This is a genomic window from Porphyromonas sp. C0026D3, assembly GCF_056590775.1.
The window spans coordinates 44,485-67,605 of record NZ_JBWPWU010000009.1 but is presented as its reverse complement, the minus strand read 5'-3'; the positions used below and the strand labels follow the sequence as shown (position 1 = coordinate 67,605).

The 23,121-nt window shown below is 48.5% G+C and carries 21 protein-coding genes and 1 tRNA gene; 12 read left to right on the top strand and 10 right to left on the bottom strand.

The window, feature by feature from the left end:
- The 8 genes from AC1EK1_RS08070 to AC1EK1_RS08035 all read left to right on the top strand — a co-directional run bounded on the left by AC1EK1_RS08070 (position 1) and on the right by AC1EK1_RS08035 (position 6,385).
- Entirely contained in the window at positions 1 to 702 is a 702-nt protein-coding gene (locus AC1EK1_RS08070; RefSeq protein WP_480306967.1) for a PASTA domain-containing protein, read from the top strand.
- Positions 689 to 1,774: an RluA family pseudouridine synthase gene (locus AC1EK1_RS08065; protein WP_480309173.1), complete on the top strand. Its 1,086-nt coding sequence runs from the start codon at positions 689 to 691 to the stop codon at positions 1,772 to 1,774. Before AC1EK1_RS08070 ends, AC1EK1_RS08065 begins: the two co-directional genes overlap by 14 nt.
- A complete protein-coding gene (locus tag AC1EK1_RS08060) occupies positions 1,771 to 2,748 on the top strand; it encodes a D-alanine--D-alanine ligase (RefSeq protein ID WP_480306965.1) in 978 nt (325 codons plus the stop codon). The genes AC1EK1_RS08065 and AC1EK1_RS08060 overlap by 4 nt, the downstream gene beginning before the upstream one ends.
- 18 nt (positions 2,749 to 2,766) lie before the next feature.
- Positions 2,767 to 3,930: a lysophospholipid acyltransferase family protein gene (locus AC1EK1_RS08055; protein ID WP_480306963.1), complete on the top strand. Its 1,164-nt coding sequence runs from the start codon at positions 2,767 to 2,769 to the stop codon at positions 3,928 to 3,930.
- Positions 3,927 to 4,481, top strand: coding sequence for an isochorismatase family protein (locus AC1EK1_RS08050; protein WP_480306961.1), 555 nt, complete (start codon positions 3,927 to 3,929; stop codon positions 4,479 to 4,481). The genes AC1EK1_RS08055 and AC1EK1_RS08050 overlap by 4 nt, the downstream gene beginning before the upstream one ends.
- 24 nt (positions 4,482 to 4,505) lie before the next feature.
- A complete protein-coding gene (locus tag AC1EK1_RS08045; protein ID WP_480306959.1) occupies positions 4,506 to 4,931 on the top strand; it encodes a DUF4494 domain-containing protein in 426 nt (141 codons plus the stop codon).
- Between the two features lie 4 nt (positions 4,932 to 4,935).
- On the top strand, positions 4,936 to 5,613 hold the full coding sequence (locus AC1EK1_RS08040) for a YggS family pyridoxal phosphate-dependent enzyme (RefSeq protein WP_480306957.1): 678 nt from the start codon (positions 4,936 to 4,938) through the stop codon (positions 5,611 to 5,613).
- Between the two features lie 76 nt (positions 5,614 to 5,689).
- Complete coding sequence (locus AC1EK1_RS08035; RefSeq protein ID WP_480306955.1) at positions 5,690 to 6,385, top strand: YiaD family glycine zipper/OmpA-like lipoprotein; 696 nt, start codon at positions 5,690 to 5,692, stop codon at positions 6,383 to 6,385.
- Positions 6,386 to 6,752: 367 nt separating this feature from the next.
- Here AC1EK1_RS08035 and pgl read toward each other — a convergent pair whose 3' ends face one another.
- Genes pgl through gnd form a run of 3 tightly spaced genes read right to left on the bottom strand, consistent with a single transcriptional unit; the run spans position 6,753 to position 10,495 of the window.
- On the bottom strand, positions 6,753 to 7,475 hold the full coding sequence (gene pgl, locus AC1EK1_RS08030) for a 6-phosphogluconolactonase (RefSeq protein WP_480306954.1): 723 nt from the start codon (positions 7,473 to 7,475) through the stop codon (positions 6,753 to 6,755).
- Entirely contained in the window at positions 7,472 to 9,031 is a 1,560-nt protein-coding gene (gene zwf, locus AC1EK1_RS08025; protein WP_480306953.1) for a glucose-6-phosphate dehydrogenase, read from the bottom strand. The genes pgl and zwf overlap by 4 nt, the downstream gene beginning before the upstream one ends.
- A 12-nt stretch (positions 9,032 to 9,043) precedes the next feature.
- Positions 9,044 to 10,495 (bottom strand): decarboxylating NADP(+)-dependent phosphogluconate dehydrogenase, encoded by a 1,452-nt coding sequence (gnd, locus tag AC1EK1_RS08020; RefSeq protein ID WP_480306951.1) that lies wholly within the window; start codon positions 10,493 to 10,495, stop codon positions 9,044 to 9,046.
- Positions 10,496 to 10,670: 175 nt separating this feature from the next.
- Between gnd and AC1EK1_RS08015 the strand changes: the two genes are divergently transcribed.
- The 4 genes from AC1EK1_RS08015 (at position 10,671) to AC1EK1_RS08000 (ending at position 15,862) form a co-directional block, all read left to right on the top strand.
- Positions 10,671 to 11,483: a sulfide/dihydroorotate dehydrogenase-like FAD/NAD-binding protein gene (locus AC1EK1_RS08015; protein WP_480306949.1), complete on the top strand. Its 813-nt coding sequence runs from the start codon at positions 10,671 to 10,673 to the stop codon at positions 11,481 to 11,483.
- 7 nt (positions 11,484 to 11,490) lie between these two features.
- Positions 11,491 to 12,978 (top strand): NADPH-dependent glutamate synthase, encoded by a 1,488-nt coding sequence (gene gltA, locus AC1EK1_RS08010; RefSeq protein WP_480306947.1) that lies wholly within the window; start codon positions 11,491 to 11,493, stop codon positions 12,976 to 12,978.
- Between the two features lie 95 nt (positions 12,979 to 13,073).
- The gene (locus AC1EK1_RS08005) at positions 13,074 to 14,195 is read left to right on the top strand and encodes a TlpA family protein disulfide reductase (protein WP_480306946.1); all 1,122 of its coding nucleotides are present in this window, start codon (positions 13,074 to 13,076) and stop codon (positions 14,193 to 14,195) included.
- Between the two features lie 203 nt (positions 14,196 to 14,398).
- Entirely contained in the window at positions 14,399 to 15,862 is a 1,464-nt protein-coding gene (locus AC1EK1_RS08000; protein ID WP_480306945.1) for an MFS transporter, read from the top strand.
- Positions 15,863 to 16,139: 277 nt separating this feature from the next.
- Here AC1EK1_RS08000 and AC1EK1_RS07995 read toward each other — a convergent pair.
- From AC1EK1_RS07995 to leuS, 7 genes are all read right to left on the bottom strand, one after another.
- Positions 16,140 to 16,215, bottom strand: a tRNA-Pro gene (locus AC1EK1_RS07995).
- Between the two features lie 9 nt (positions 16,216 to 16,224).
- Complete coding sequence (locus AC1EK1_RS07990; protein ID WP_480306943.1) at positions 16,225 to 16,710, bottom strand: Lrp/AsnC family transcriptional regulator; 486 nt, start codon at positions 16,708 to 16,710, stop codon at positions 16,225 to 16,227.
- Positions 16,711 to 16,777: 67 nt separating this feature from the next.
- Positions 16,778 to 17,014 (bottom strand): exodeoxyribonuclease VII small subunit, encoded by a 237-nt coding sequence (gene xseB / locus AC1EK1_RS07985; RefSeq protein ID WP_480306941.1) that lies wholly within the window; start codon positions 17,012 to 17,014, stop codon positions 16,778 to 16,780.
- The gene (xseA, locus tag AC1EK1_RS07980) at positions 17,007 to 18,503 is read right to left on the bottom strand and encodes an exodeoxyribonuclease VII large subunit (protein ID WP_480306939.1); all 1,497 of its coding nucleotides are present in this window, start codon (positions 18,501 to 18,503) and stop codon (positions 17,007 to 17,009) included. Before xseA ends, xseB begins: the two co-directional genes overlap by 8 nt.
- Positions 18,500 to 19,099: an RdgB/HAM1 family non-canonical purine NTP pyrophosphatase gene (gene rdgB / locus AC1EK1_RS07975; protein WP_480306937.1), complete on the bottom strand. Its 600-nt coding sequence runs from the start codon at positions 19,097 to 19,099 to the stop codon at positions 18,500 to 18,502. The genes xseA and rdgB overlap by 4 nt, the downstream gene beginning before the upstream one ends.
- On the bottom strand, positions 19,089 to 20,087 hold the full coding sequence (locus tag AC1EK1_RS07970) for a YitT family protein (RefSeq protein ID WP_480309172.1): 999 nt from the start codon (positions 20,085 to 20,087) through the stop codon (positions 19,089 to 19,091). Before AC1EK1_RS07970 ends, rdgB begins: the two co-directional genes overlap by 11 nt.
- Before the next feature lie 66 nt (positions 20,088 to 20,153).
- Positions 20,154 to 22,946, bottom strand: coding sequence for a leucine--tRNA ligase (gene leuS / locus AC1EK1_RS07965; RefSeq protein WP_480306933.1), 2,793 nt, complete (start codon positions 22,944 to 22,946; stop codon positions 20,154 to 20,156).
- Positions 22,947 to 23,121 lie beyond the last annotated feature (175 nt).

Below are 23,121 nucleotides of genomic sequence, written 5' to 3'. Positions count from 1 at the left end.
ATGCCATCTACAGACCGTCATACAGATCAGAACCAAGAGCCGGACACGTGTTTCAAAAAACGGACAGGTGTTATCATCCTCCTAAATATCCTCATGATGTTTGCAGTTGGATCCTTGCTCGTATTTGTGTCCATGATTTTCTTAAAGTTTTATACCCGACACAACGACTCCGTTGTAGTTCCAACGCTTACCGGGCTATCACAACAAGAAGCAACAACATTACTCCAATTCAACGATCTGGGAATGGAGGTAATTGACTCGGTATACAATGAGACAATGGCACCCGGTGTCATCCTAGAGAGCGTACCCAAATCCGGCTCATCTGTAAAGCGAAGTCGGACAATCTATGTAACTGTCAACACTACTATAGTGAGACAATCACGCATTCCTGAGGTTTACGAAATCTCTCGCCGTCAAGCAGAGGCAGCACTGAGAAGGGCTGGTTTTATCAATATTCGTGAAGAGTACGTTCCTGGAGTCTATAGTGATCTAGCCACAGCGGTTAAGGATGGCAATACCGGTGTCACTCTTTTGCCGGGTAGTTCCATCGCCTACAACCATCCTATAATATTGCAAGTCACTTCTACACAACTGATGGACAGCCTCTCTTTGGCCCAACAAAATTCACTGGATTCCCTTATCCAAGACGAGGTCGAGAACGCACGGTCCCAAAATTCTGACAATGGGAATGGGTGGTTTTGATCCTCACGCTAGCGATCCTCATGTATCCATGACAATGGACGAGGAGGAAGAGGACGATGTTGTAGACCTTTACGAGCACTACGCAATTGTTGTAGACAAAGGACAGACTCCACTTAGGATTGACAAATTCCTTGTCGATCGCTTGGCCGGTATGTCGCGCAATCGAATACAACAAGCTGCAGAAGCTGGTGCCATACATGTAGGGGACAATCCGGTAAAGGCAAACTACAAAGTCAAGCCATTTGATCGGATATCACTCCGTCTCGAACATCCACCATACGACAACACCATCGTACCGGAGGATATCCCATTGGATATTGTATACGAAGACTCGTCTCTGATGGTGGTCAATAAGCCGGCCGGATTAGTGGTACATCCCGGACATGGCAACTACACCGGTACACTCCTAAATGCCCTAGCCTACTACCTTCGAAACGACAAGAGCTATGACCCGAACGACCCAAGATTGGGGCTAGTGCACCGTATCGACAAAGACACTAGTGGTTTGCTTGTCATTGCCAAGACACCGGAGGTGAAGTCACATCTAGGCAAACAGTTTTTCAACAAAACGACCCAACGTAGTTATCGAGCTATTGTGTGGGGACGAATGGAACAAGCGTCAGGTACAGTCCGGACCAATCTGGCCAGAGACCCTCATGATCGGCTTATATTTGCACCATTCCCTTATGGTGGAGACATTGGGAAGACTGCTGTAACGCACTGGAAGGTCATAGAGGAGCTTGGCTACCTTAGCATGGTAGAGTGTGTGCTGGAGACCGGAAGGACTCATCAGATACGGGTGCACATGAAGTCAATCCAACATCCTATATTCAACGATGCACGGTACGGGGGGGATCAAGTCTTGAGAGGGAATAGATTTGGAAGCTATAAGCAGTTTGTGGCCAATAGCTTTCTGCAATGTCCTAGACAGGCACTACATGCCCAGTCTCTGGGCTTCGTACATCCTGTGTCGGGAGAAGAAATGACCTTTTTTTGCGACTTACCAGCAGATATGCAAGGGTTACTGGAAAAATGGAGAACATACATCAACGGAACATCAAATAATCCATGAATATAGCGCTCATTGCAGGAGGATACAGCGGCGAGTACTCCGTCTCACTAAGAAGCCAAAAAGCTCTGATGGGCTTTCTCAGTCACAGCCCATACGATATTTACTCGGTAGTTATTCGGAGAGGCGAGTGGGTCGTGACTGACAGAAAAGAGTATACCATTGACAAAAACGACTTTTCATTCGTTACGGATGAGGGAAAACGGGTAGCATTTGACTACGCCTATATAACAATCCATGGAACTCCCGGAGAGGATGGTCTTCTGACGGGGTATTTGGATATGATGGGGATTCCTTACTCTTGCTGTCGTACATTGGTCGGTGCACTCACATTCGACAAATTTACTTGTACACACTTTCTCCGATCTTTCGGCATACATGTGGCAGAGAGCCGACGGGTATACCGCTCAGATATCGGACGGATAGGCGCTCTGGCCAAGGAAATTGGCTTACCGGTCTTCATCAAACCCAACACAGGGGGATCTAGCATAGCGACGACAAGGGTGGATGAAGAAAATGAATTGGAGGAGGCCTTGCGTATCGGGTTTCAAGAAAGTGACGTACTCCTGATGGAGCGACTTCTCATCGGTACCGAAATCACCTGCGGTTGCTACAAAGACAAGGCTGGAATCCACGTCTTGCCGATAACAGAAGTAGTGACCGACAACACTTTTTTTGACTACGATGCCAAGTACAATGGACAGGTCCAAGAGATAACCCCGGCTAGACTGGCTGACACGATGGCTGATAAGATCCGGGATCTTACTCGTGAAATCTACCAACTTCTCGATGCCTCAGGAATCATCAGAGTAGACTACATTATTCAGCAAGATGTGCCATATGTGCTAGAGGTCAACACCACACCGGGGATGACAGAGACCAGTTTCATACCCCAGCAGGTCAGAGCCGCCGGACTCGATATGTCGCAGGTACTCACGGACATCATAGAGTATCAGGTAGAATTGGCACAAAAATAATCGTTACTTCTAACAACCATGGAAAACAACAATCAACAATACTACGACAGCATCCGCCCGGCTAATAACGACGAAGTGCAACCGATGATTCAAAGACTGCTTGCCGACTCAGAAGCATCTGGCATCGCAGAGCACTTGGCCCATGACCTATCGAATAAGGACCTAAGCAATATCCACACGGTAGAAGCCTTCAAAAAAGAGGTGGTAGCCCCCATGCTCGCCAAGCTCCTAGAGCAGACCGCCTTTTCGGTGACCTCCTCCGGCAAAAGCACCATGCGTGCCAATGGAGACAAAGTCTACACCTACATCTCCAACCACAGAGACATCATACTTGACCCAGCCATCCTCAATCTCGTCTGCGTGGAAGCGGGACTGGACATCCCCGAGATAGCCATTGGCGACAACCTGATACTACGCCCGTGGATCAGCGATATGGTCCGCCTGTGTGGTTCGTTTTTGGTCAAACGCTCCCCTAAGGTTAGAGAGATGTTGATCGAATCAAAACGCCTATCGGACTACATGAGACGAAACATCAAGGAAAAAAGGTCCTCGCAGTGGATCGCACAGCGCGAGGGGCGAGCTAAAGACTGCAATGACCGCACACAACCATCGTTACTAAAGATGCTGGCCATGGGCAGTGAGGAGAAAGACCTTCCCAAAAACTTGGCCGAGCTAAACTTGGTACCCGTCACGATCTCCTACGAGTATGACCCCTGTGATTACCTGAAAGCACTCGAGCTACTGCAGAAAGAAAAAGGGACATACAGCAAGGAAAAAAAGATAAGCGACCTCCTAAGCATGCGCACCGGGCTGCTAGGGAAAAAAGGACGCATCCACTGCGCTTTTTCCGAGCCAATATCAAGTTTTGATGACGTCATCACGCCCGGCATGACTAAAAATGAACAACTAACAGCTATCGCAGAAAAGATCGACGAGCAGATATTTTTGCACTACCGCTTTTACCCCAACAACTACATTGCGTACGATCTCACTCATGGTGGGAATCGCTTCAGCGACCTCTACAGCAAACGACAGCAGCTAGAGTTTTTGCTCTACATCGAGGATCAGCTGGACAAGCTACCCGATGCTCGTGCGGACCGTGACTTCTTGCACAAAAAAATGGTAGAAATGTATGCCATGCCTTTGCTCAATAATCTAAAAACAAGAAAAGTAATAAAATGAATGCCCTTATTATAGTTGACCCACAGATAGACTTTATCACCGGCAGTCTGCCGGTCAAGGATGCTTCTAAGGCCATACGCACCCTAGCCACCTCGTTGCCCAATGCCCCTATTGACCACATTTTTGTAACAATGGACTGCCACCCCACGGATCACATGAGCTTTGAGGAAAACGGAGGTCAGTGGCCTATCCACTGCGTCAAGTACAGCATGGGAGCGGCAATTTATCCGGACCTTATGGACTCTTTGCTCCACCTTCAGGACAAAGTCAAGCTACACTTCATTGAGAAAGGTTGCCGGACGGATCAAGAGCAATACAGTGCTTTTGAAGACACTTACCCCAGCCTCCTTGATCAAGCGGACAAAGTTTACATCTGCGGAATAGCTGGAGATGTTTGCGTACAAAACTCCATCAAGGACCTTGCCAAGCATGGCCTGACAAAAAAGCTGGTACTGCTCGAAAACGCAGCTCCAAGTCTGGACGATGGTACAACCCTCCGGACGGTTGCGCAGGAGCTAAAGCTAAGTGTATCCAATACCGACAAATACTAACAACGATATAAAACTCACTATCCTATGAGCTGGTTTGAATGCAAAATAACCTACGACAAAGAAATCAATGCTGACGGCAAAATGAAAAAAGTCAGTGAAGTCTACTTGCTCGATGCAGAGACATTTACCGACGCCGAAGCACGTATGACAGAGCTGATGGAGAGCCGTGGAGCTTTCACCATGGACTCTGTGAAAAAAGTCCGATACGCAGAACTATTTTTGGACGGAAAGAGCGAACGCTTCTACAAAGCCAAGGTCGGGTTCATCACACTAGATGAAAAAGCCGGCGTTGAAAAGAAAAAATACAGCCAAATGCTGGTCCAGGCCGATGACTTCGAAGAAGCATGCCAAAATCTCCTAAAAGGGATGAAAGACACACTCGCCGACTACGAAGTGGCCGCCATACAAGAGACCATTATCCTAGATGTCTTTCCCTACGAGGTAAAGTAAGGTCATGTCTAGTATCAAGAACCGGCTCAGAGACTTGAGGACCAAACTCGGAAGCGCACAACTCGTTGCCGTCTCCAAGTTTCACCCCATCAGCCGAATACAAGAAGCCTACAATGCCGGGCAGAGGATATTTGGAGAAAGTAGAGTCCAAGAGCTCGCCCAAAAAGTCGACCTTCTACCGGACGACATAGAGTGGCACTTTATCGGTACCCTCCAAAAAAACAAAGTCAAGTATATTGTCCCCTACATACACACCATCCACAGCGTTGATCGGGGGTCACTGGTCACAGAGATCGAGCGCCAATGTGAGAGACAGGAGCGCAAACGTCCACCAATCCGACTTTTGCTACAACTACACATATCCGGCGAAGAGACCAAGCACGGATTTTCAAAAGAAGAGTTGATAAGCTTTTTGGACAAATGTCCTATCCACGAGCTAAAGTTCTCCCGCATAATTGGTCTGATGGGCATGGCAGAATATACGGAGGACGATGCCGTGATCGAAAGCCAATTTGAGACCCTACGCACAACCCTAACCGAACTCCAAGCAACCTATTTTGCGGACGACCCCCAGTTTTGCGAGCTCTCCATGGGGATGAGCCACGACTACCTCCTTGCCCTAAAGCATGGAGCGACCTATGTACGTATCGGAACAGACATTTTTGGTCCGAGAGAGTACTAGCTCTCAAACCAAAAGAAATAGCAGAAAACGACAACAAAACCAAAAGGAATTACTAAAACAACCAAATGACAATATCATGAAAAAGACTTATGCCATACTAGGGTCAACGACCCTATCCCTAGCACTAACCCTAAGTAGCTGCGGTGTACTTGAGAATCTCAACAATACTGCCAAAGGATCCGGTATCGGAGCCGGAGCCGGTGCCGCCATCGGAGCCGGAATAGGACACACAGCCGGAGGAAACGCAGGCCTCGGAGCAGCTATTGGTGCTGTCGTTGGAGGTGTAGCCGGCGGACTCATCGGCAACCACATGGACAAACAAGCCAAGGAACTCGAGAAGCAGGTACCGGAAGCCAAAGTGGAAAAAGTAAATAACGGAGAGTGCATCCGTGTCACCTTTGACAGCGGTATACTTTTTGGCTTCGATGACTCTGTGTTAAACAAAAAATCCCAAGAGGCACTTGCACGCTTTGCCGAAAACATGAACGCCAACCCCGATACCGATATCAAGATCGTAGGACACACCGACAACACCGGCAAGCACGCTTACAACATGAAGCTCTCCGAGCGTCGTGCAAACAGTGTCTACAACTACCTACGTAGACTCAACGTCTCTCCGACCCGCATGACCTCCATGGGGGTAGGACCCGACGAGCCTGTGGCAGACAACTCCACCGAAGTAGGTCGGGCGAAAAACCGCCGCGTGGAAATCTTCATCATTCCCGGAGCAGAGATGATCCAAAAAGCAAAAGAAGAAGCCGGTAACAAATGATTTTTAGGATCAGCTACTGGTAGAGCTAGGACAAAAAGGCTCCCACATATGCGCCGATCCCTAATGCATAACGAGGGGGTGTGTCAAAACAACAGTTTTGGCACACCCTTTCCTATTTTACATCCATCTGCAAAGGATTGGACCACAACCCGTATGAAAGAAGAGTCTCCGATCGTGAGGCTACAGTTTCTTCCGCATGAAACTACAGTTTCTGCCCGATGAAACTACAGTTTCACCCGATAGAACCTAGCTTTTGCCCAAAACAAAAAAACATCCGCCAAGGCTCCGAAAGGAGTGGCGGATGAGATTAGGATACTCCCCGGATGGGGAAAAGTCGGCAAGGTTCTCCTCAGTAACGTCGGTACGACTATAGCTCTAGAGAAATGTCGGTATATAGCTCCGTACGACAAGCGTGTGCAATGACGTAGGCGGCAGGCAGACGAGCTTCCTCTGGTGAAGCAGGACGAAGGACACGCTCTAGCATGGGACGCTTGGTGGCCCCCATGACGTGAAAGAGTACGAGAGGAGCCTCAAGGATGCCTTGGTACGAGAGAGCGACCCGCTTGACCCCGTTGTAGGGATTAACGGAGGCTAGGTAACGACTCTCAACTTCGTAGAGCTTTTGTCCTGGAAAGAGGGAGGAAGTATGGCCGTCGTCCCCTATCCCTAGTATTACGAGATCAAGAGCATATGGACGTCCTTCATGGGCCCTACTCTCCTCAAGGAGGTAGTCGTAGCGATGTGCGGCATCAGCTGTCGTCTGTCCATCCGAGTATGGGATGGGATGGAGCAGCTCAGCAGGATAGCCAGCCGGACCAAAGTAGGCCCTATGGGCGTTGCCATAGTTGCTTTCAGGGCTATCGACTGGAACCATTCGCTCATCAACCCACCAGAAGTGGATGCGACGACGGATCAATTCAGCGGAGACTTTTTGCCAGTAGCCAAAAAGGGTCAGTGGAGTGGAGCCACCGCTGAGTGCCACATGTATAGGCCGGTCCTGATGGTCGGCCAGAGCAAAGAGCCGGTTGGTAATGAGCTGAGCTACCCCTCCAGGGGTACCGGCACGGTGGATGGTTTTGGTAGTCATCATAGCTCGCAGTATAGATCGGTATCAATAAGGTTACGGCAGGGGTTGGACCAAGTGCTGTCGCCCTCAAGTAGACTGTCGGACTCCCGGGGGCCCCATGTCTTGGCTGGATAACCATAGAGGGGTATCTCGTCATCGCATTCGCTCCAAGCCTTGACGATGGGGTCAAAAAAAGTCCAGCTAGCTTCCACAGCGTCACTGCGGGTAAAAAGTGTTGGGTCGCCGAGCATGCAGTCCTCAATGAGGCGTGAGTAGGCGTCCTCAGTGGGTACGCCACCTAGCTTGTCGTAGGTAAAGTCCATGGAGACCTGCTTGATCTCAAACCCGGGGCCAGGGACTTTCATGCCAAACTTTAGGGCCGTACCCTCGTTGGGTGCGATGCGTATGGTGAGACTATTGGGGACACTGTGGCCATCAAGCGAACCAAAGATCTGGAGAGGTGCGTTTTTGAAGTGGACAACAATCTCGGTGACCTTGGTAGGCATCTGCTTGCCGGTACGGATGAAAAAGGGGACTCCACTCCAGCGCCAATTATTGACAAAGAGCTTGATGGCGACGAAGGTCTCGGTGCGACTGTCGGGGCGCACTTTGTCCTCCTCTCGGTAGCCCTTGAGGGTGTCGCCTCGATAGGTACTGGCGATATACTGTCCTCGGATAGCCTGCGTCTTGATCTCGTCACGGGTGAGAGGCTTGAAGGCTCGGTAGACTTTGACCACCTCGTTGCGAAACTCCCGAGCGCCAAAGGCCATGGGTGGCTCCATGGCAACGAGGGCCAGGAGCTGGACAAGGTGATTTTGGACCATATCACGGAGTGCACCGGCATCGTCGTAGAAGCCCCCTCTCGTTCCCACCCCCATGTCCTCGACTGCTGTGATCTCGACGCGGTCGATGTAGTTGCGGTTCCACAGAGGCTCAAAGAGTCCGTTGGCAAACCGGAGCGCCAGTATGTTTTGGGCGGTCTCCTTTCCGAGATAGTGGTCGATACGGTAGATCTGATCCTCGTCAAAGGCCTCACGGTAGATGGCACTGAGTCGACGAGCACTCTCGAGATCATAGCCAAAGGGTTTTTCGACAATGATCCGGCGGGTCTGCTCGGTGCCGTAGGCGTGTCCATGGTTGAGCCGAACAGTGGCTAGATGACCTGGAATAACACCGTAGAGACTAGGTGGTGTGGCAAGGTAAAAGAGGTAGTTGCCGTGATTGCCGATCTCTGCATCAAGGGTTTCCAGGGCCTCTTTTAGAGCTGGATAGTCCTTGGCCTGCCCTGGGTCCATAGCATGGTAGCGAATGTGGTCAACAAAGCTCTTCACCAACTCTTCGTCGTACTCTGCGGGCAAGAGGTGGCGCAAGAGATTGGCGGACACGGTCTCGCGGTAGCCCTCATCCGCATAGGTGGTGCGGGCACATCCAACAATCCTAAAGCCCTCAGGCATACGTCCTTTTCGGTAGAGCTGGTAGAGGGAGGGCATGAGCTTGCGCATGGTGAGGTCGCCTGACCCGCCAAATATAACAAGCACCAAAGACTTGGGTAAAATACGCTTGTACTCTGTATCAATCATGGTAGTGAGACTCTAGACGTTGTAGACAGAACTGGAGACACCACTGCCGGTGCTGGTCCAATCCTCGTGGAAAAACTCGCCACGATTACGATCGGTCCGCTCAAAAGTATGTGCACCGAAAAAATCACGCTGCGCCTGCAGTAGGTTGGCCGGGAGGTTTTCGGTGGTAAGGGAGTGGAAGTAATTGAGCGCAGAATTCATGGCTGGCATGGGAAGACCACACTGCACCCCCAGCGCAACGACCTCTCGCCAGTCATCTAGGCTCCCCTGCATCTCTTGGCGGAAGTAGCAGTCGAGGAGGAGATGACGCAAGCCCGGGTCACGAGTGTAGGCATCGGCAATATCGGCCAAAAAGCGACTCCGAATGATACAACCGGCGCGCCAAATCTTGGCAATGGCGGCGAGGTCAAGCCCCCATCCCCGCTCCTCAGAGGCGGCAGACATCACCTGGAAGCCCTGAGCATAGCTAACCAACTTGCTGGCGTAGAGGGCACTTGAGAGCTTATCCGACATCTGTCCCGCCGGTGCCTGTGGTAGGAGGTGCAGACCGTATGCCTCGCTCGCCTCACAGCGTAGCCCCTTCATCGCCGATAGGCTCCGCTCGTAGACAGCAGTGGCAATGAGATTGAGCGGAACCCCGTACTCAAGCGAATTGATGACACTCCACTTACCGGTACCCTTTTGTCCTGCGGCATCGAGAATGTGATCCAAGAGGTACCCCTCCGACAAGGGATCGCGATGGCGGAGGATAGATGCGGTAATCTCGATGAGGTAGCTCTCAAGACGCCCGAGGTTCCACTCGGCAAATACATCGGCCATCCGCTCGTTGTCGTAGGCAAGGATTCGCTTCATCATGAAGTAAGCCTCCGAAATCAACTGCATGTCACCGTACTCAATCCCATTGTGGATCATCTTGACAAAGTGTCCGGAGCCCCCGCCCCCTACCCACTCACAGCAAGACGTGCCATCCGGTGCCTTGGCCGCAATCTTTTGCAAGATCGGCAGGACATACTCGCGCGCCTCCACTGCACCACCGGGCATGATCGAAGGACCGTTGAGCGCGCCCTCCTCACCTCCGCTGACACCGGATCCGACAAAGTAAACACCTCGCGCGTAAAGGTCTCGGACGCGACGCTCGGTATCAAGGTAGTTGGAGTTGCCCCCATCGATCACAATGTCTCCTGGGCTAAGGTAGGGCAAAAGCTGGTCAATAACCTCGTCAACCGGATTGCCGGCCTTGACCATCAGCATGATGCGCCTAGGACACTCCAGAGACTCGACAAAAGACTGAATCTCCTTGTATCCCTCAAAGTGCTTGCCGGGTGCAAGCTCGTTCATAAAGTAGTCAACCCGCTCCGGGCGATGGTTGTAGACCGAGACCTTGAATCCATTTCGCTCCATGTTCAAGGCTAGATTGCTTCCCATGACGGCAAGGCCAATCATTCCAATATCTGACTTACTCATAGGCTTGTATTTCTGTAAAATAACTTGATCTAACAAATGATTTTTGAATAATCTGTTTACAAACTTACCACTAAAAGGGACACCTTTAGTGCCAAATAGTACGAAAAAGAGAAGTTTCCATCCCTTTTCTGTAGATTTGTGGGACTAAAAACAAGTTGTTTAACACTCAGGTCACATGAATAAAATCGTAAGCAAAAAGTACCTTTCGGAAAAAGTGGTACAAATGGAGATTGAGGCTCCGCGCATCGCCAAGTCTAGGCGCGCGGGGCACTTTGTGATAGTCCGTGTGGGCAAACTAGGCGAGCGGATACCGCTCACGATTGCCAATTCGGACCTAGAGAAAGGGACGATCACCATTGTCGTACAAAACGTGGGACGCAGCTCCAGTAAGCTTTGTGCTCTGGAGGAAGGTGAGTACGTCACCGACGTGGTAGGTCCTTTGGGACAAGCCACTGACGTCCGCAAGTATGGCACAGTCGTCTGCGCCGGTGGAGGTGTGGGGGTAGCCCCTATCTACCCGATCGTGCAAGCCATGCACAATGCCGGTAATCGTGTCATCGTCGTACTGGCGGCGCGCACCAAAGATCTCCTCATTCTAGAAGAAGAGATGAAAGCAACAGCCGACGAGGTCGTAATCATGACCGATGACGGCTCCTACGGTAAGCAAGGCGTTGTTACGGTTGGTATAGAAGAGGTCCTAAAGCGCGAGCCGGTAGACTTGGTGGTGACAATCGGACCTGCTATCATGATGAAGTTTGTAGCTGACCTGACCAAAAAATATGGTGTCCGGACAATGGCGAGCCTGAATACCATCATGGTTGATGGGACAGGAATGTGTGGTGCCTGCCGCGTAACCGTAGGTGGAGAAACAAAATTTGTATGCGTGGATGGTCCGGAGTTTGATGCTCACCAAGTGGACTTTAATGAAATGTTGCTCCGCATGAGCGCCTTCCGAGATCAAGAACTACTCACTAACCAAAAGAAATAAAAGTGCCATGGTCGATACAGAGCTAATCAAAGCAAGAAGAACGGAGGCGTGGCGTGCGGACCTCCGGAAAAGCATTAAGGCCAAAGATCGCATGGGAATGGAGCGGGTAAGCATGCCGGCACTTGACGGTGCATATAGAGCGCATAACCACGAAGAGGTTAACCAAGGGCTCACCCCGGAAATGGCGGTAGAGGAGTCTCATCGTTGTCTCGACTGCCCGGATCCTACCTGCATGACTGGTTGCCCGGTAAGTATTCACATCCCAACATTTATCAAAAATATAGAGCGCAAGGAATTTTTGGAAGCGGCAAGAATCATCCGCGAGACCAGTTCCCTACCCGGTGTGTGTGGGCGTGTCTGCCCGCAAGAAAAACAGTGCGAAAAGCATTGTATCTATACGGTTCAGCTCAAAAAACAGGCCGTAGCCATAGGTTACCTTGAACGCTTTGTCGCAGACTACGAACGCCAAGCTGTAGAGAAAGGGAAAGCCCCCAAGACAAGTGCCCCCCCTGCACCAAACGGCAAGAAAGTGGCCATCATCGGAAGTGGACCGGCCGGGCTCTCCTGTGCCGGAGACCTAGCCAATCTAGGGTACGATGTCACCGTCTTTGAGGCTCTACACGAATTGGGCGGAGTACTCCGGTATGGGATCCCCGAGTTTCGCCTGCCAAATAATATAGTGGACTTTGAGTTGGATCAAATGAAAAACCGTGGGGTGAAATTTGAGACCAACACAATCGTGGGCAAAACGATGTCCTACCAGGACCTAAAGGACGAGGGGTACAAGGCAATTTTTGTCGGGAGCGGTGCCGGATTGCCACGCTTCATGCATATTCCCGGCGAAAACTTGGTCGGTGTGATGTCCAGCAATGAGTACCTCACCCGCGTAAACCTCATGCAAGCCAACAACCCGGCTTCAGACACCCCAATAGCCAAAGGCAAGCGTGTGGCCGTAATCGGTGGTGGCAACACCGCCATGGACTCCGTTCGAACAGCACTGAGACTCGGTGCCGAAAGGGCAATGATCGTCTATAGACGAAGTGAAGAAGAGATGCCTGCACGACTGGAAGAGGTCCACCATGCGAAAGAAGAAGGGGTGGAATTTCTGACCCTGCACAACCCGATTGAGTACCTCGATGATGGGAAAGGAAAGATCCGAGCCATGCTTCTCCAAAAGATGGAACTGGGAGAGCCCGATGCGAGCGGTCGACGCAAGCCGGTCCCGATAGAGGGAGACGTGGTGGAAATAGAGGTGGATGAGGTAATCGTCAGTGTCGGTGTCTCGCCCAACCCTATAGTTCCTCGTGCATTCAAAGGGCTTAACATCACGCCAAAAGGGACAATCAGCGTCAACGAAGAAACCAACCAAAGCGATCTCCCCGATGTCTTTGCTGGCGGAGATATTGTCCGAGGTGGAGCAACAGTGATACTAGCCATGGGGGACGGCCGAAAAGCAGCCGCCGGTATCCACCAATATCTTAGTGGCATAGAGTAGTCATGCCCTTTGTCAAATCCATTTTTTGATATACCTTTGTGTCACCCTTAGAGGGCGTACAAAACAACAACAATCTTAAATCCTTTTTTGAACATATGAAAAAGATTTTAGCGCTTGCCACAGTCGTCGCATTTGCATTGGTGGGCTGTAGCAAAAATGAGTTCAAACTGACTGCGGAAAACCTTCCTGAAGAGCTGAACAACCGGGTCGTGTACTTCATGATGGAGACTGATCCGGAGCCTTTTGACTCTGTGACGATCATGGATGGCAAGTTTGAAAAAACTTTTGCAGATCCTACTCCTGACCACATCATCTACGCAAAGATCGGCGATGATTTCGTAAAGCTTATTCCTGAAAATGCACACATCCGTCTCGTAAAATCTGACGTTGAGGGCATGTCCTACGAGGTGCAAACAGATAATGCTAAGAGCCTAAACAGCCAGCTCCAAGCTTTCTCCAAGGAAATGAACGAGGCACTCGTACCAATCCAAAAAGAGTATGCAGAGGTTGCCAAACTCAACAACGAGATGCAACTCAACGAAGAGACTCCGGAGGAGGAACTCAACAAGATCGAGGAGCGTGTCAAGGAGATCGGCAAGCGCTATGGCGAAATAAGTAACAGCATCACTCGCAAATACTACGAGGCCAACAAAGACAACATAGTTGGTGAAGTCGTATTTGGCGAAATCAACTTTGATGGAGACAAGGAGTGGATGGAAGCTTACGAAGCCGCAGGAGATAACATCAAGAACAACAAAAAATACCAATCACAGTACAACAAGCTGAAGTCCGCATCAGAGACTATGGTGGGTATGCAGTACAAAGACTACACGATAGAGGATGGACTCGGTAATAGCGCACAGCTGAGCGACTACCTCAAGGACGGTCGCTACCTACTTGTTGACTTCTGGGCATCATGGTGTGGTCCATGTCGCAACGCCATGTCTCACCTTGCACAACTAAACAAAGACAAAGCCAGCAAACTACGTGTCCTGAGCATTGGTGTGTGGGAAGAGAAAATCGAAGACAACGAGAAAGCAAAGCAAGAGCTGAACATGACCTGGGAGACTCTGTTCGACAAGGATAGCAAAGCTGCTGAGATCTATGGTATACAGGGCATCCCAACTCTGCTCCTCATCTCTCCGGAAGGTGAAATTGTTGCCCGCACGCACAGCCCCAAAGAAATTGACGAAAAACTCGCTGAACTAAACCTCTAAACAAAGTAAGCCCTCTAACACGTCTAGTAAACTAAGGCTGGGAACAAGGTCCGTCAAAGTACTTACTTTGACGGACCTTTTGTTTTCCAAATAAATAACATCAATTTGATAGCGATCCATTACCTTATAAGCCAAAGCATTCCCTAGAATAAAGTATATTTGTCACCAAAAGATTCTTATTAAATCATACAACCACAACTAAAATGTCAAATACCACCACACTTTCCAAAGCCCACAGCGGTCAGACACTTCGCGACAATGTCTTTGTCCGATGGACCATGCTAATACTCATTGCCTTGACCATGCTTTTCGCATACATGTTTGTAGACGTCCTCTCCCCGTTACAGAGTCAGCTTGCGGAGCACCTAGGCTGGGATGGCAAGATTTTTGGAGCATACGCAGGTAGCGAGTTTTTTGCAAACGTCTTTTTACTCTTTCTTATTTTTGCAGGTATCATCTTGGACAAGATGGGGGTACGATTTACGGCCATCCTTTCCGGATCACTCATGGTCCTTGGTGCCGGAATCAAGGTCTATGCGCTCAGCCCTGCACTCAACGAGGGTGGTACGTTCATTTACGACCTTCTGAATAGCTTCTTTACAGGATTCCCTGTTTCAGCCAAGCTCTCCTGCTTTGGCTTCGCCATATTCGGCATGGGCTGTGAGATGGCCGGTGTGGCTGTATCACGAGCCATTGTCAAGTGGTTCAAGGGTAAAGAGATGGCCATGGCAATGGGGATAGAGATGGCTGTGGCACGCCTTGGAGTATTTGCTGTACTCAATACCACCCCACGGATACACGAGTGGATGCTGGGACGACTCGACTCAGCCCAAGGAATGGACGCTCTTCGTGCCATCCAAGCTCCGGTATTTTTTGTCTTTATCCTGCTTTGCATAGGATTACTTATGTACCTCATTTATGGAGTTTTTGACAAGAAGCTCGAAGAGCAAGAAGTTGCACAACGTATAGCAATGGATCAAGAGGAAGAGGAGCCATTCAAATTTTCAGACCTAAAGTACGTCTTTGGTAGTAAAATATTCTGGCTCGTTGCACTTCTTTGCGTACTCTACTACTCCGCCATCTTTCCCTTCCAACGATTTGCGACGAATATGCTAGAGAGCAATCTTGGGCTAGAAAACGCCACTGCCGCAAGCATATTTAGTCTCTTCCCGGTTGGAGCCATTATTATCACACCATTTCTAGGACTATTCTTGGATAGAGTGGGAAAGGGAGCGACAATGCTGATGCTCGGAGCCATACTCATGATCATCTGCCACCTTACCTTTGCTATCTATCCATTCGATAGCTCCACCACCTCCATCATAGTTGCCCTATGCGCCATTATTGTACTAGGCATATCATTTTCTCTGGTACCAGGTGCGTTATGGCCATCAGTTCCAAAGTTGCTGGACGAAAAGATTCTTGGCTCAGCATATTCTGCGATATTTTTTATCCAAAATATAGGACTCCTGCTGACACCTATCGCCATTGGTACCATACTTGATGCAACAAACCCCGATGTCAAAGCCGGACAAGCACTCAACTACACTCCGGCTATGCTGGTATTTACCGGGTTTGGGGTACTGGCACTGATTATAAGTGTTGTGCTCAAAGCCTATGATAAAAGTAAAGGCTACGGACTAGAAAAGCCCAATATCAAAAAGTAACTGCCATGATTTTGCATCACTAAAAAAATAGACAGATAGCCACTATACAGGCCAATTGGTCAGGACAATCAAGTAGGAGGAAAACATTGATATATTTTCTTCCTACTTTTGTTTTCGTCAATCACCTCATAAGGGGCGTACACGACGATTCGTCAATACGCCCATATCATCACCTAAAGACTTATGGAAAGTGCCTGTCGCACGCGAGAAAGGAAAGAGGGATGTCCATGATTACGGACATCCCTCTTTCTTAATAAAAGTAACTAGTTTTTTAAGCTGGTCGGGATAGGCAGACTCGAACTGCCGGCCTCCACGTCCCGAACGTGGCGCGCTACCAACTGTGCTATATCCCGATTATTAAGCTATTGCTCCATCTCCAATAAGGGTGCATCCAAGCCCATAAGGAAGGGCCTATTGATACTTTCTTCAAGCGAGATCATTGTCTCCGTAGAGACAACTCCGTCAATAGCTTGTATCTTCGAGCGCAGGATCTCCATCAGATGATCGTTGTCTCTTGCAAAAAGCTTGATCAACATGGAATATGGTCCTGTAGTGTAATGACACTCTGTCACTTCAGAGATCTGCTCTATCCGCTTCCTAACAGCATCATAGAGCGATCCACGCTCCAATATAATACCTATATAGGTAAACGTTTTGTAACCAAGTTTCTTATAGTCAATCTTATATCCAGATCCTATAATCACACCCTGATCTATAAGTCGTTGCATCCGCCAATGCACCGATGCCCTTGATATTCCTAATTTCTCTCCGATATCTTTGTGCGGGATCCTTGCATCCTGCATCACCATTCGGAGTAGGCTTAGGTCAATCCTATCTAGATTAGGCATATACGTAGTGGATACTTACTTTTATATTTCACTGTGTTTTCGGTTACGGCACAAAGTTACAAAAATATTAGTTCTCCTCCTCATTTGAAGCAACATTTTTCAATTCCTCCAGTATCTTATCAACCTCTGCCCCGACCTCTTTTATTTTCTCTCGACAGTGTTTGATTAGTGCTGTTACCTGTCGGCTTTTTTCAAGGACTTCATCTATTGGCATCTTTTCGCTCTCCAACTGTCTCAGAATTGTCTCAGCCTCAGTGATTGCCGCATCGTAACTCAACTCTTGGATCTCTTCTGAATTATTCATCTCTATTTGGGTCTTGTGTTTCTTGAATTCTCACTATGGTTGCTTCTGCCTCACCATCCATAAGCAATAGTCGTATTTTGTCATCAGGATCTATTTGACCAATGCTAGTAATTGAGGTCCCATCTTTCAACACAGGTATAAAACCTCGTTGCATAATCATTGTTGGATTGTATAGGTTTGCGACACGATCCATGTGTTGCAATTGCTCCTCCCGACTAGGAACAAGACTAGTAAGGAGTGCTAAAGCCCTTGTCTTGATGTGTGATACCAGAAGAGTTTGATTGCTCAAACTTGCTTTCGCTCTGTGCAATAGTGTTTCATAATCCTTGAGACTATCCCTTAGCCGTTGCCACATGTGCCTATCATTTTCCCTCAGTACAGTTTGGAAATGAAAGGAGAGATATTCTATACGATTTATGGCATTGGTATACGCGCTATGCAACAGCCTCAATGAGCTTTGGCAAAGATTGTTGAGGCGCCCAGTTTCGCTTCGCTCCAAATGATATAGGTGTTGCTGTAAGCGAGAAACCGCATAGGCTTGTCTTTGTGCCACAGTTCTTAGTTGGTCAGAGAGGAGGGCCTTTACTTGTTTCTGAATAGTGATGATCTTGCCCAACTGTAGCAACATGCGTTGCACTAAAAACTCTGCCAGGGCAGTGGGGGTTTTCAGCCTAGTATGAGCCACCATGTCGGCAATGGAGGTGTCCTGTTCGTGTCCTATTGCCGTAAGGACAGGGATAGGGAAATTGGCGATATACGAACACAGCTCATAGTCGTCAAAAGCCGCCAAGTCCATTTTGCTACCGCCACCTCGAAGTATGAACAAAGCATCGTAATCGGATATTCGATTGAGGATTTGCAACATTGCCTGATAGATTGATGCTGTCGTTTTTTCGCCTTGCATCAATGCGGGATATAGGTCAATTTGAAACAAGGACCCAAGACCACTCTGAGACACCTGGTTCTGAAAGTCACCCCACCCTGCCGCACTTTCTGATGTTATGACGGCAATCCTTTGTAGCAAAAGAGGTAAGTGGTTGTGCTTATTTAGATCCATGACCCCATCCGCCTGAAGTTTTTGGATGGTCTCTTTTCGCTTCCGCTCTAGGTTTCCAAGCGTGTAGTCAGCATTTATGTCATAAATGGTCAGGCTAATCCCATACTGTAGGTGCATCTCTACTTGCACTAGGAGCATTAACTCCATGCCAATATCAGGAGCTTGCCCCGTGGCCTCGACAAATTTTGGGATAATACGACCGGCGATGCTTTCCCAAAGATTTCCCCTTACCTTGGCCACTACTTGGCCGTTTTGCACTTCTGCCAGATCGAAGTAATAATGACGCCTGATGCTAAGGCCTGTTACTTCAGCCACTATCCAATAACTACCACCGAAAGCCCCCTTGATAGTGTTGCGAACATAGGTTAGCAGATCACTGAGGCGTATGGCATTTACCTGTTCAGTATAGATATTGGACGCTAAAAGACTCATATATTGCTCCTTTCACGCAGAAAAGCAATGAGTTTCATAATAGCACGTCCACGGTGACTAATCTGGTTTTTATCATGCTCCGACAGCTCTGCAAACGTTTTGTCAGTGCCTTCTGGTTGAAATATTGGATCGTACCCAAATCCTCGTTCACCCCTTCTGGATGATGTGATTTGTCCGTGTACCTCACCGACAAACAAGTACTCTTGCCCATTCAAAATAAGCGCAAGAACCGTCTTGAATGTAGCATCACGATCATTGCTATCACGTAGTTCGTGGAGAAGTTTCGTAATATTTTCGTCTGCTGTACATTGTTCACCGGCATACCGAGCTGTATAGACCCCAGGACGCCCCCCAAGAGCACGCACCTCTAGGCCGGTATCATCTGCCAAAACATTACCTCCATGGCGCTTATACCCTTCCCTTGCCTTGAAAATCGCATTTTCCTCCAGTGTCGCTCCATCCTCCGGGATGGGCACACTGTCGTCAATGTCACAAAGAGATTGCACATGATACGGGAGGCATGCTTCAGAAAAAAGCAGACTTATCTCATGAACTTTGTGTTCATTATGCGTAGCAAGAAGGAGATTATTTTCCATGATTTTCGGGGGCCTCTACTTCTGATCCCTCATGAGTATCCATTATTTTTGTAGGCAAATCCTTCGCAGTCGTAGTCATATTTGACTTTGATGGCACTCCATCAGGAGATTCTATTTTGATCTTTTGCTTATTGTTGTTTACCTTGATTATATCAAACCCCTGACCGAACACGCCACGCACCAACGTCTGAGTAATAAAGGCATTGGGATCAGTTTCCTTGACAATCCGGAAAATCTGGTTGGCCTCCGTCCGTCTGGCAATGACCATCATGATTTTCACCTCATTCTTGGTATATGCGCCCTCTCCATTGAGCAAGGTACATCCACGATTTACCTCAGTAAGTATCCTTTTGCTTATCTTATCATGCAATGCAGATATGATAAAGAACTGCATGCATTGACGGTATCCATTTAGATAAAAATCGACTGTGAGATTGGCCACCGCCACCTGAAGTATAGAGTAGAGTAACTTATCCGGATCCCTAAACAAGAAATATGAAGATGCCAAAATGACTCCATCCATCAGCATCAGAGCTCGTCCGATAGTTATAGGACGATACTTGTTGATAATCATGGCTAGGATATCAGTACCACCGGTGGAGCCATTGGCCGAAAAAACAATACCCAACGAGCAACCCACACCTATTGCCCCTAGGACTACAGCAAGTGCAGGATCATGTGGCAACAAAGGCTCAGGAAAGAAGTTACCCACTACTTTAATCATAGCACCAACGATCACCACCCCAAATGTGGTACGTATCGTAAACCTCCAGCCTAGGATTATGATGGCGAGGATAAGTAGGGTCAGGTTGATGATATTGTATGGGATAGCCATATCAATATTGAGTGCCCATCCTATCACAGAAGCCACACCAGCTAAACCTCCGGTCGTAATATTGTGAGGATATATAAACCCTCTAAAGCAAAACGAATAAAGCGTAATGCCTACTATAATCATGAAGTAGTCTTTGACTTCGTTTCGAAGCATTTGTTTGTTGACATTCAAGCTCAGCATGGTGGTTTTCTATTTAGATTAAGTACTGCAATCCTTTCTTTATTTGGATGTAACAATGTTCACAATTCTTCCCGGGACCACTATCACTTTTAGCACACTCTTTCCCTCCAGTTGCTTTTGGACATTTTCATCTCCCAGCACCCGCTCTTCAATGGCCTCTTTTGAAAGGTTCGCCTCCAGCTTTATTTGAAGTCTGACTTTTCCATTAAAAGAGACGGGATAGTTGATCACACTCTCTTTAAGGAAAGCTTCATTATACTCCGGAAATGGCTCCGTGGTGATACTTGTGTTGTGTCCAAGCTTGTTCCAAAGCTCCTCTGCAAGGTGTGGAGCAAAGGGAGACAATGCGACAAGCAATGGTTCAAGGATTTTTCTCTTATTGCACTTCAGGCCTTGCAAATCATTGACACATACCATGTAACCACTAACACTGGTATTGAATGACGCAGTCTCAATACTTTGGGTTACCTTTTTCAGCATCGTGTGCAACACCTTGTACTCCTCGTTACTTGGGTTTTCCTCCAAGACCTCAAATTGATCATCTTGGTTATAAAACAGGCCAAATACTTTCCGTAGGAAGCGGAAGACACCATCAATGCCATTCGTATCCCATGGTTTGGATTGTTCCAGAGGGCCCAAAAACATCTCATATATCCTCAGTGTATCAGCACCATAGTCCCGAATAATATCATCCGGATTGACGACATTGTGGTACGACTTGCTCATCTTCTCGATCGCCCAGCCACATGTATAGGTTCCATCCTCATCTAGTACGAAAGTAGCATTCAAACGATCCGGCTGGGACTTTTTGAAGGCCTCCAAATCCAACCTATCATTGTGTACAATCCCTATATTGACGTGAATTGGCTGAACATCGTACTCATCCTTTTTTGTCGCTGTCACATAGCAGTCTGTCCCCTTGACCCTATATACAAAGCTTGATCTTCCCTGGATCATACCTTGGTTGATTAGCTTGCGATAGGGTTCGTCCTCGCAAATATAGCCGAGGTCAAATAAAAACATGGTCCAAAACCTGCTATATATCAAGTGTCCTGTGGCATGCTCCGTTCCCCCGATATAGAGATCAACATTACGCCAATACTTATTGGCGGCTGAACCTACGAGGACATCGTTGTTATGGGGATCCATAAAGCGAAGATAGTAGGCCGAGCTGCCTGCAAACCCGGGCATGGTGCTGAGTTCCAGAGGATATCCCTCCTTGGTCCGCCAGTTGGTTGCACGTCCCAGAGGTGGTTCTCCTTGCTCGGTCGGCAGGTACTTATCTACTTTGGGGAGTTCTAGAGGTAGCTCTTGCTCGCTTAGGCAATACGGGATACCATCTTTGTAGTATATCGGGAATGGCTCTCCCCAATACCGTTGACGGCTGAAAATAGCGTCACGCAGACGGTAGTTAACCTTTGTTTTTCCAAGATTTTTCTCCTCTAGGTAGCGTCTCATTTTGCCAATGGCTTCCGATACAGAGAGACCATTCAGGAAATCTGAGTTTATCACAGTTCCCTCTGTTGAGTCCACCGCTTGTTGCCATTGAGCCGGATCCGGATCGACCTCTCCACTATTCGGTTGTACAACCTGCCGTATAGGCAAGCCAAAGTGGCGAGCAAAAGCAAAGTCACGACCATCATGTGCCGGCACAGCCATCACAGCTCCGGTTCCATAGCCAATAAGCACATAGTCGCTGATCCACACCGGTATTTCCTCTCCTGTAAGAGGGTGAATCACATACCCACCGGAAAAGACGCCACTGACCGAGTGATCAATCATTCGCTCCCGCTCGGTGCGGAGGGTTGTTCTACGGAGATAATCATCCACCGCATCTTTTTGCTCTTCAGAGGTCAAAAGCTGGACATACTCACTCTCCGGCGCCAACACCATGAATGTAACACCATACAAAGTGTCTGCACGAGTGGTAAATACGGTTACACTCTCCTCTCCTCCTTTGATCCTAAAATTCACCTCCGCTCCACTTGATCGTCCTATCCAGTTACGCTGGGTTTCCTTTAGCGCATTGGTCCACTCAAGTTTTTTCAGTCCATCCAGCAAGCGCTCGGCGTAGGCTGACACACGCAAGCACCATTGCTTCATCATACGCTGTGTCACAGGATATCCGCCACGTATAGACAACCCCTCACTCACCTCATCATTGGCAAGCACAGTACCGAGCTCTGCACACCAATTGACCATTGTTTCACCGAGGTAGGCAATTCTATAGTTCATCAAGACGGCCTGCCTCTTCTCTTCCGAATAATTATTCCACTCATCAGCAGTAAATGAGAGCGGTTCGGTCTGGGCCACATTCAGTTGGGCTGTTCCATTTTTCTCAAAGTGCCCGACTAGGTTTTCTATCGGTTCGGCCTTGGAGGTCGAATTGTTGTAGTAGGAGTGAAACATTTTGATGAATGCCCACTGGGTCCACTTGAAGTAATCGGGGTCAGACGTTCTGAACGTCCGGCTCCAATCATAGCTAAATCCGATATTTTTGAGTTGATTCGTGTATCGTCTGGTGTTTTCATCCGTCGTAACCCCAGGGTGTTGTCCGGTCTGGATGGCATACTGCTCAGCCGGTAGGCCAAACGCATCATACCCCATAGGGTGCAGGACATTGTAGCCCTTGTGTCGCATATATCGACTAAGGATGTCAGATGCAATATAACCCAGTGGATGCCCCACATGCAATCCGGCACCGGAGGGATATGGGAACATGTCCAAAACGTAGAACTTGGGGCGTGAAGAGTCCTCCACGACCTTATAGGTTCCCTCTTCTTCCCACTTCTTTTGCCACTTTTTTTCTATTTCGGTAAAGTTATATTCCATACTGCTTAAAACTATCAGAATGTGGTAGTTGTATTCCTATGCAGATTTACTCTGCCCATATCGTACACAAAAGTACCAAAAAAAGCCTACTACATACCTAGAGAGGGTGGGTGTTGCATGAGCAACACCCACCCTCTCTAATCTAGGTCACTACACTTCACATCATGTTGTGAAG